The 9,445-nt window shown below is 69.2% G+C and carries 7 protein-coding genes; 2 read left to right on the top strand and 5 right to left on the bottom strand.

The window, feature by feature from the left end; all coding sequences use genetic code 11:
- Window positions 1-21: 21 nt before the first annotated feature.
- Window positions 22-1,809 (top strand): putative bifunctional diguanylate cyclase/phosphodiesterase, encoded by a 1,788-nt coding sequence (locus VJ655_RS15275; protein ID WP_324112515.1) that lies wholly within the window; start codon window positions 22-24, stop codon window positions 1,807-1,809.
- A gap of 56 nt (window positions 1,810-1,865) precedes the next feature.
- Here VJ655_RS15275 and VJ655_RS15270 read toward each other — a convergent pair whose 3' ends face one another.
- From VJ655_RS15270 to VJ655_RS15255, 4 genes are all read right to left on the bottom strand, one after another.
- Complete coding sequence (locus VJ655_RS15270) at window positions 1,866-2,891, bottom strand: low specificity L-threonine aldolase (protein WP_324112513.1); 1,026 nt, start codon at window positions 2,889-2,891, stop codon at window positions 1,866-1,868.
- A 143-nt stretch (window positions 2,892-3,034) separates the two neighbouring features.
- The gene (locus VJ655_RS15265) at window positions 3,035-4,330 is read right to left on the bottom strand and encodes an O-acetylhomoserine aminocarboxypropyltransferase/cysteine synthase family protein (RefSeq protein WP_324112511.1); all 1,296 of its coding nucleotides are present in this window, start codon (window positions 4,328-4,330) and stop codon (window positions 3,035-3,037) included.
- Window positions 4,331-4,429: 99 nt separating this feature from the next.
- Window positions 4,430-5,569: an epoxide hydrolase gene (locus VJ655_RS15260; protein ID WP_324112509.1), complete on the bottom strand. Its 1,140-nt coding sequence runs from the start codon at window positions 5,567-5,569 to the stop codon at window positions 4,430-4,432.
- 177 nt (window positions 5,570-5,746) lie between these two features.
- Window positions 5,747-6,643 (bottom strand): EamA family transporter, encoded by an 897-nt coding sequence (locus VJ655_RS15255; RefSeq protein WP_324112507.1) that lies wholly within the window; start codon window positions 6,641-6,643, stop codon window positions 5,747-5,749.
- Between the two features lie 279 nt (window positions 6,644-6,922).
- Here VJ655_RS15255 and VJ655_RS15250 point away from each other — a divergent pair, with 279 nt between their 5' ends.
- Window positions 6,923-7,978: a DUF2855 family protein gene (locus tag VJ655_RS15250; protein ID WP_324112505.1), complete on the top strand. Its 1,056-nt coding sequence runs from the start codon at window positions 6,923-6,925 to the stop codon at window positions 7,976-7,978.
- A gap of 95 nt (window positions 7,979-8,073) precedes the next feature.
- Here VJ655_RS15250 and VJ655_RS15245 read toward each other — a convergent pair.
- A partial coding sequence (locus tag VJ655_RS15245) for an SEC-C metal-binding domain-containing protein (protein WP_324112503.1) occupies window positions 8,074-9,445 on the bottom strand: 1,372 nt, incomplete at its 5' end.

The raw sequence follows: 9,445 nt of genomic DNA, 5'->3' as shown, positions 1-9,445 counted from the left end.
ACTCCAAGTGGAGGCGTATTCATGTTCACCTTGCGGGACACGGTTTCTTCTCTGACGCCAGCGCGTCAGGACGATCTGGGCAGGACGCTCTACGAGCGCTTCCGCGAGGAGCCCGACACCCTGATCGTCCCGGTCGTCGACGGCGAGGACCGGCCGATCGGCATCGTCGAACGCAACGCCTTCTTCCTGCGCATGGCCGCCGAATATGGCCGCGCCCTCTACGCTCACCGACCGATCTCGACCCTGATGGATCGCGAGCCGTTGATCGTCGACGCCGACACCGAGCTGGCCGAGTTCACCACTGACAGCCTGTCCTATCGCGCCTCGGACCTGCTGCGCGGCTTCATCGTCACCGAGAACGACCGTTATCTCGGGGTCGGTACGGTGCTGGGCCTGCTGCAGGCCAGCAACGAGACCAACCGTCAGGGGGTGGCCCAGATCGCCCGCCTGGCCCACTACGACCCGCTGACCGACCTGCCCAACCGGGTGCTGTTCCAGAAGTCGCTGGCCGAGGCCCTGGCCCGGCGGGCGCGCAAGGGCGACCAACTGGCGGTGCACTTCATCGACCTGGATCGCTTCAAGACCGTCAACGACACCCTGGGCCACCCGCTGGGCGACGCCCTGCTGCGCGAGGCCGCCGAGCGTCTTCGCCATTGCGTCCGCGAGGGCGACACCGTGGCGCGTCTGGGCGGCGACGAATTCGCCGTGGTCCAGACCGGGCTCTCGGGTATGGACGGCGCCACGCGCCTGGCCGGCCGGGTGGTCGAGGCCATGGCCGCGCCATTCGAGCTGCATGGCCACCAGGTGGTGATCGGCGCCAGCGTCGGGGTCTCCGCCGCGCCCTCGGACGGCGAGGACGCTGACGAGCTCCTGAAGAAGGCCGACATGGCCCTCTACCGCGCCAAGGCCGATGGTCGCGGGGCCTTCCACTTCTTCGAACGGGCGATGGACGAGCAGTTGCAGGCCCGCCGGGCGCTGGAGCTCGACCTTCGCCGCGCCCTGCAGGACGGCGAGTTCGAGCTGTTCTATCAGCCGCTCTATCATCTGGATGACGAGCGGGTGACCGGCTGCGAGGCCCTGCTGCGCTGGCGTCATCCCGAACGCGGCATGGTCTCGCCGGCCGACTTCATCCCGCTGGCCGAGGAGATCGGCCTGATCGTGCCGCTGGGCGAGTGGGTGCTGCGCACGGCGTGCGCCGAGGCCGCCCGCTGGCCGGAGCACGTGCGCCTGGCGGTCAACCTGTCGCCGGCCCAGTTCCGCGACCGGGGCCTGGTGACGACCGTCGTCTCGGCCCTGGCGTCGTCGGGCCTGCCCGCCCAGCGCCTGGAGCTGGAGATCACCGAGTCGGTCCTGCTGCAGGACAGCGCCGCCAACATGACCATGCTGCACGACCTGAAGGCGCTGGGCGTGCGCATCTCCATGGACGACTTCGGCACGGGCTACAGTTCGCTGAGCTATCTGCGCAGCTTCCCGTTCGACAAGATCAAGATTGACCAGACCTTCGTGCGCGACATCCTGCACGACAGCGACGCCATGGCCATCATCAAGGCGGTGCTGGACCTCGGCTCGTCCATGGGCGTCACCACCACGGCCGAAGGCGTCGAGACCCAGGCCCAGCTGGACGCCCTGCGCGGCCAGGGCTGCGCCGAAATCCAGGGCTACTTCATCAGCCGCCCGGCGCCGGCGGCGGACATCGCGCGGATGCTGGGGGTGGGGGAGCGTAATCTGGAAACCTTCTCCCATGGGGAGAAGGCGGGACCCACGCCGCAGGCGTGGGAGGATGAGGGGCTACAGCGGTCGAGGGCTTAACCCCTCACCCTCCCACCGCTTCGCGGCGGGCCCCGCCCTCTCCCCATGGGAGAGGGTTATCGGATGCGCCCCAGCGCCGCCCCCAGCTCTTCCACCATCTCCGGCGTCGTGGCCCACGAGCACATGAAGCGCACGGTCCCGTCCAGGAAGCGGTAGACGAACCAGCCCTCGCCGCGCAGGCGCTGCAGGGTGGGCTCGTCCATCTCGACGAACAGGCCGTTGGCCTCGACCGGGTGCTTGATCGGGAACGGCATCAGGCCGGCCAGCTTCTGGGCCATGGCGTTGGCGTGGGCCGCGCGCGTCGCCCACGGTCCCGCCTCGCCGTCCGCGCCCAAGAGGCCCAGCCACGGCGCGGCCAGGAAGCGGCCCTTGGAGACCAGCTGTCCCGCGTGCTTGAGCCGCGCGTCCAGGCGGCGGGCGTGATCGGGGTTCAGGAACACCACGGCCTCGGTCGGGGTCGAGCCGGCCTTGGTCCCGCCCATCACCAGGATGTCGACGCCCATCTTCGCCACGCTCTTGAGGTCGAAGCCGGCGGCCACGGCGTTGGCCAGGCGCGCGCCATCCAGGTGGACGCCATGGCCCTTGGCCTTCACCGGCGCGACCAGGGTCCGCAGGTGGTCTTCCAAATAGACCGTGCCGTATTCGGTGGCGGTGGTCAGGGACAGGGCGGCGGCCGGCTGGCGATAGGAGACGTCCGGCTCGGCCAGGGCGGCCTCCAGCGCCGCGACCTCGATCTTGCCCGAGGCGCCGGGCAAGCCGACCAGGCCCACGCCCTGGCCGAAGAAGCCGGGGGCGCCCGTCTCGTCGGTGCAGATGTGGGCGTGCTCGTGGGCCAGCACCGCCTCATGCGGTTGGGCCAGCAGGGTCAGGGCGAAGGCGTTTGCGGCCGTGCCCGAGGCGGTGAACCGCACCTGGGCGTCGGCGTCCAGCAGGCCGCGGATACGGTCGGCGGCCGCGCGGCTGACATGGTCGGTCCCGTAGCCCGAGGCCGTTCCGGCGTTGGCGGCGACCAGGGCGTCCATGACTTCCGGCATGGCGCCAGCGACGTTGTCGGAGGCGAAGTCGAAACGGGGGCTTTTCATTCCCCATGGATAGGGGCGGGCGCGGGTCGGCTCAAGATGCGAGCGGTGAGCATCGGTAGTCCGAAGCCTCAAACTCTCGTCATCCCGGATAGCCTCTGCGAGGCTATCCGGGATGACGAGATAAGGTTAGCTTAGGAGATCACCTACCGCGCCGCCGCCAGGGCCTGGGTCAGGTCGGCCAGGATGTCGTCGATGTGCTCCAGGCCGATCGACAGGCGCACATAGCCGTCCGACACCCCCGTCGCCAGCTGCTCCTCGGCGCTCAGCTGCGAGTGGGTGGTCGAGGCCGGATGGATGGCCAGGCTGCGGGCGTCGCCGATATTGGCCACGTGGTAGAACAGCTTCAGCGCGTCGATGAACTTGCGGCCCGCCTCGCGCCCGCCGGCCAGCTCGAAGCCGACGAGCCCGCCGTAGCCGCCCGACAGGTAGCGGTCGGCGCGCTGGCGCTGGAGGCCGGTCTGGACACTGGGATGGATCACGCGGGTGACGCCCGGCGCCGCCGACAGCGCCTTGGCCACGGCCGCGGCGTTTTGAGAATGGCGGGTGATGCGCAGCGGCAGGGTCTCGACGCCCTGCAGGATCTGGAAGGCGTTGAACGGCGACAGGGCCGCGCCCAGGTCGCGCAGCAGCACCGTGCGGGCCCGCAGGATATAGGCGATCGGGCCCAGCGGCTTGGCCGCCTCGGCCCACACCGCGCCGTGATAGCTGGCGTCGGGGGTGTTCAGGGTCGGGCTGCGCTCGGGATGGGCGCTCCAGTCGAAATTGCCGCCGTCGATGATGACGCCGCCGATCGAGGTGCCGTGGCCGCCGATGTATTTGGTGGTCGAATAGACGACGATCGCCGCGCCGTGCTCCAGCGGCCGGGCCAGCAGCGGAGCGGCGGTGTTGTCGACGATCAGCGGGACGCCCGCCTTGCGGCCGATCTCGGCGACCTCGGCGATCGGGAAGACGCTGAGCTTCGGGTTGGGCAGGGTCTCGGCGTAGTAGGCGCGAGTGCGCTCGTCGGTGGCGCGGGCGAAGGCCTGCGGATCCTCGGGATCGACGAAGCGCACCTCGATACCCTGGTCGCGCAGGGTGTTGGCGAACAGGTTCCACGTGCCGCCATAGAGGTCGGTCGAGCTGACGATGTTGTCGCCGGCCCGGGCCAGGTTCTGGATCGCGAAGGCCGAGGCCGCCTGGCCCGAGGCGACGGCCAGGGCGGCGGCGCCGCCTTCCAGGGCCGCCAGGCGCTGCTCCAGAATGTCGGTCGTCGGATTGCCCAGGCGCGTATAGATGTTGCCCAGCTTGCGCAGGGCGAACAGGTCGGCCGCGTGCTCGGCGCTCTCGAATTGGTACGAGGTCGTCTGATAGATCGGCGGCGCCACCGCCCCGGTCGCGGGATCGGCGCGCCAGCCGGCGTGCAGGGCCAGGGTCTCGGGGTGAAGCTTGCGGTCGGACATGGGCGCTCCTGCGGCTCTCTTTGACGGCGACGCCGGCGACCTTAGCCGCCCGGCGGCGGGCGATGAGAGCGAATATTCTCGCCGGCGCCCCAGAAAAACTCAGACCGCGCGGGCCCAGGCCCGCACCTCGTCGACGAACAGCCCCGGCTCCTCCATCGCCGCGAAGTGGCCGCCGCGCGGCATCTCGCTCCAGCGGACGATATTGTAGGCGCGGTCGGCCCACGAGCGGGGCGGGGGCTTGTAGATGCTCTCGCCGGGGAAGTTGGCGAAGGCGGTCGGTGTCTCGCAGCGCTGGCCCTCGACTAGGACAGGCCCGCCTTCCTCCAGCATGGCGCGGTAATACCAGGCGCCGGTCGTGAACCCGCCGGTCATCACATAGAGCATGAGGTTGGTCAGCAGCTGGTCGCGCGTGAACACTTGCTCGAAGGGCTTGGTGGACAGATCCGCCCAGTCGTGGAAGCGCTCCAGGATCCAGGCGGCCTGGCCGACGGGATTGTTGGCCCCCAGCCAGGCGACGGACTGCGGCTTACTCGCTTGCAAGCGAAAATAGGCGCCGTAGGCGTCCATCTGGGCGCCGAAGCCGGTGATCCAGCTTATTTCCTCGGGCGTTTGCGGCGGGCCGGCGGGGCGCAGGCCGATCATGTTCAGGTGGATGGCCCTGGCGTGGTCGCCGTGGTCGAGGCCCAGCCACGAGGTGACGAGGCCGCCCCAGTCGCCGCCTTGGGCGAGGTAGGTCGTATAACCCAGCTCGCGGGTCATCAGGGTGTCGAACAATCGCGCCGTCGCCCGCTGGCCCAGCGGCCGCTTCGGCTTGCCCGAGAAACCGAAGCCCGGGAGCGACGGGATCACCAGGTCGAAGGCGTCGGCCGGGTCGCCGCCGTGGCGCGAAGGGAAGGCCAGGGGCTCGATGGCGTCCCAGAATTCGAAATGGCTGCCCGGCCAGCCATGGGTGATCAGCAGCGGCCGCTTGCCCTTGGCCTCGCCGACCACGTGGACGAAGTGGATGTCGAGATCCTCGATCGTCGCGGTGAACTGCGGGAAGCGGTTGAGGTTGGCCTGGGCCGCGCCGACGTCGAAGCCGTCGGTCCAGTAGGCGCAGAGGTCTTTCAGGAAATCCGCGTCGCAGCCATAGCTCCATCCGCCGCCTTCGGGGGCGGGCGGGAATTCGTAGGCGCGGACCTGGGCCAGGACCTTGTCGATCTGCTCGCGGCTCCAGCTGACCTCGAACGGCGTTGGCATGGCGGCCTCCCTGTTTTGAGGAAGGGTCCGCTCATTTCCCCGACGGAGGTCAACATCCTCCTGTCATCCCGGCCAAGCGCGAAGCGCGCCGAGCCGGGACCGCCGGGACCGCCGGGAGCGCCGCGCGATCGGCGGTCCCGGATCTTCGCTGCGCTGCGTCCCACGGAAGTTGGGATGTTAGAGCGCCGCCGCGAACCTCATCCGCACCTTCGGCCACAGCATGTTGACCGCCAGGCCCGCCAGCACCAGGGCCGCGGCGATCAGCTTCCAGGCGGGCAGGGCCTCGTGCAGCAGCAGGGCCGAGGCGCCCATGCCGAAGACGGGCACGAGCAGGGCCATCGGGGTGACCGTGGCGGCTGGGTGCCTCGCCAGAAGCCAGCCCCAGGCGGCGTAGCCGAACATGGTGTTGCCGATCGCCTGCCAGGCGACGGCGGCCCAGGTCAGGGCGTCGGCCTGGCTCACGCCCTTGACGATGGCCGGCCAGCCTTCCAGCCACAGCGACATCGCAAACAGCGGCGGGATCGAGAACAGGCTGGCCCAGACGACATAGGCCAGCATGTTCACCGCGCCCGCCTGGCGCGCGACCATGTTGCCGCCCGACCAACTGGCCGCCGCCAGCAGCACCAGGACAACGCCCAGGGGCGTGGCCGAGCCGCCGCCGTGGGCGGCGATCAGCACGATGCCCGAGGCGGCCAGCAGCAGGGCGGCGATCTGGAACGGCTTGATCGGCTCGCGATTGATCCGCATGGCCATGCCGATGGTGAAGAACACCTGGGTCTGCACGACCAGAGAGGCCAGCCCCGGCGAGATGTGACCCTTCATCGCCACGAACAGCAGGCCGAACTGCCCCGCCCCGATCAGCACGCCATAAGCCGCGAGATTGGCCCACGACACCGGCGGACGCTTCACGAAGAACGCCATCGGCAACAGCACCAGGGTAAAGCGCAGGGTCGCGAACAGCAGCGGCGGCAGATGGTCCAGGCCTACCCGGATGACCACGAAGTTCGTGCCCCAGACCGCCACCACGGCCAGGGCCAGCAGGAAGTGGCGCAAGGGCAGGGACGCGTGGGACATGGGCGCTCCATCGGGTGGGTGTCCTTCGATTGCGCCGTTGGTTGCGTGGGGGCAATGGAAACATTGTCCTGGTGACAATGTGGGGGTGGCCCGTCTCTTTTCCTGTCATCCCGGACGGAGCGAAGCGAAGATCCGGGACCGCCACGAGCTCAGCGCTTCCGGCGGTCCCGGCTCGGCGCGCTACGCGCTTGGCCGGGATGACAGAAAAGGAAATAAACGCCCGTTTGACTTGCTCTCCCCCCTCCGCCTAGCTTCCGCCTAACAGAGGGAGAAAACGCCATGGCCTGGGATCTGCTGGTCGCCAAGGATGACCTGCGCCGCGCCGAGATCCGCGACGCCGCGCCCGAGCCGCTGGCCGACGGCGAGGTGCGGCTAGCCATAGAGAGCTTCGCCCTGACCGCCAACAACATCACCTACGCCGTGTTCGGCGAGATGATGCGCTACTGGGACTTCTTCCCTGCTCCCGGGGGCTTTGGCCGCGTGCCGGTCTGGGGTCATGCGCGGGTCGAGGTCTCGGCCCATCCCGACATCGCCGTGGGCCAGCGGTTCTACGGCTATTGGCCGATGTCGACCCATTTGACCGTTCTGGCCAAGGCCGGCAAGTCGGGCTTCACCGACGTGTCGCCGCATCGCCAGCATCTGGCGGCCGTCTACAACCAGTACCTGGCGGTCGGGCCCGAGGAGGCTTCGGAGGCCTATCGGGCGCTGTTGCAGCCCCTGTTCATCACCTCGTTCCTGATCGACGACCAGTTGGACGAGGCGGGCTTCCACGGCGCGGCCAGCGTGATCCTGTCCAGCGCCTCGTCCAAGACGGCCATCGCCCTGGCGGCGCTGCTCAAGGCGCGGGGAGCGGTCAAGGTCATCGGCCTGACTTCCCCGCGGAGCCAGGCCTTCGTCGAGGGCCTGGGGTTCTATGACCAGGTCGTGCTCTACGACGACATCGCCACCGCGCCGATCGCCGGGCCGGCGGTGTTCGTGGACTTCGCGGGCGACAGCCGGGTGCTGGGCGCGGTGCATCGTCGGTTCGGTGAAGACCTGAAGGCCTCGATCCTGGTCGGGGGCACCCACTGGGAGGTCCCGCGCGAGCAGGCCGGCCTGCCGGGCCCGACGCCGGCGTTCTTCTTCGCGCCGGATCGCATCGCCAAGCGCCTCAAGGACTGGGCGGGCGGCGAGTTCGACCGCCGCTACGGCGCGGCCTGGACGCCGTTCGTCACGGACGCGCCGCGCTGGCTGAAGGTCGAGGAAGGGCGCGGGCCGGACGCGATCCGCCGGGCGTATCTGGCGCAGGTCGAAGGCGGCGCGCCGGCGGATGTGGGCGTGGTGCTGCGGCCGTAGAAAGCCAAAGTCCCCCCGCTGGGGGAGGATTTGAAACCAGAACGCCCGCCCTGGTCTCCCGGGGCGGGCGTCTGATTTCAAAGCTCAGCCAAGCCTCAGACCAGCGACCCGTGGCACTGCTTGAACTTCTTGCCCGAGCCGCAGGGGCAGGGGGCGTTGCGGCTGGTGCGCTCCCAGTCTTCCGGCAGGGCCGAGACGGGCAGGGCTTCGCGTTGCTCCGGCGACAGGCCGTCGGGGATGACGCCGGCGACGGCGGCGTTCTCGCCGGTCAGCGGGTCCAGGTGGACCTCTTGCAGGCCCGACAGGGCCTCCAGCGGTTCCGGCTCGGCATAGGCGATCTCGACCGTCATCAGCCAGCGGGTGGTGTTGGTGCGCAGGTCGCCCAGCAGCTTCTCGAACAGCGAGAAGGCCTCGGTCTTGTACTCGTTCAGCGGATCGCGCTGGCCGTAGCCGCGCAGGCCGATGACGTTGCGCAGGTGGTCCAGGTGCATCAGGTGCTCGCGCCACTGCAGATCGATCATCTGCAGCAGGAAGTTCTTCTCGACCTGGCGCATCTGCTCGGGCGTGATGATCACCTCGCGCTGGGCGGCGTAGTCGTCGGCCGCCTTGGTGATGCGGTCCTTGATCTCCTCGTCGGCGATGCCTTCCTCGGCCGCCCACGCCTCTATCGGCAAGTCCAGGCCCAGGATCGACTGGACGCGTTCCTTCAGGCCCTCGATGTCCCACTGCTCGGCATAGGCCTTGGGCGGCAGGTGGCGGGCGACCAGATCGTCGATCGTGTCGTGACGCATCTCGGCGATGATGTCCGAGAGGTCGTCGCTCTCCATGAACTCCTGGCGCTGCTCGAACACGGCCTTGCGCTGGTCGTTGACGACGTCGTCGTACTTCAGGAGGTTCTTGCGGATCTCGTAGTTGCGCTGCTCGACGCGCTTTTGCGCCGTGGCGATGGCGTTGTTCAGCCACTTGTGGGTGATCGCCTCGCCTTCCTGAACGCCGAAGGTGCGCATGATCGCGTCCAGACGCTCGCCGGCGAAGATGCGCAGCAGGTCGTCTTCGCACGACAGGAAGAACTTGGACCGGCCCGGGTCGCCCTGACGGCCGGTGCGGCCGCGCAGCTGGTTGTCGATCCGACGGCTTTCGTGGCGCTCGGTGCCCAGCACGAACAGGCCGCCGGCGGCCAGGGCCTGGGCCTTCCTGTCGGCGATCTCGGCCTCGAGACGGGCGCGCTCCTCGACCTCGTCCTCGTGGGTGACCTCGAGGCCCATGCCGCGCTGCTGCTGGCGCCAGTTGGCGATGCGCATGTCGATGCTGCCGCCCAGCTGGATATCGGTGCCGCGGCCGGCCATGTTGGTGGCGATGGTCACCGCGCCGGGCACGCCCGCGTCGGCCACGATCAGCGCTTCCTGCTCGTGGAAGCGGGCGTTCAGCACCTGGTGCGGGATGCCCTTCTGCTTCTTGCCGTCGTTC

The organism is Caulobacter sp., from assembly GCF_035254145.1.
Taxonomy (GTDB): domain Bacteria; phylum Pseudomonadota; class Alphaproteobacteria; order Caulobacterales; family Caulobacteraceae; genus Caulobacter.
The sequence above is the reverse complement of the archived record's forward strand: the minus strand, read 5'-3'. Positions and strand labels throughout refer to the sequence as shown.